The 253-nt window shown below is 53.8% G+C and carries 1 protein-coding gene; it reads right to left on the reverse strand.

The annotated features are described in order from the left end of the window. Positions 1–253, reverse strand: a 253-nt coding sequence (locus ACRHOZ_RS21155) for an ATP-binding cassette domain-containing protein (protein WP_431130306.1), incomplete at both ends; no start/stop codon positions are given.

The raw sequence follows: 253 nt of genomic DNA on the forward strand, positions 1-253 counted from the left end.
GAAACAGGTACGCCACCCGACGCTCGCGTGGTTTCAGGTTGATGCCTTTTTCAGAATCAAAATAGACCTGATCGCCAATTTGAATGCGGCCATGGTCGGGCCGCAACAAGCCCGCCACGCTTTGCACCGTCAAGGACTTGCCCGAACCCGAAGGCCCGTACAAGGCAATATGACGGGCTTCGGTTTGAATCTGAATATTCAACTCGAAATGACGGGCCTCGCTGACCACCGTGCGTTGAATCTGTACATTCAG

The organism is Flagellimonas flava (assembly GCF_050617915.1).
Classification (GTDB): Bacteria; Bacteroidota; Bacteroidia; order Flavobacteriales; family Flavobacteriaceae; genus Flagellimonas; species Flagellimonas flava_A.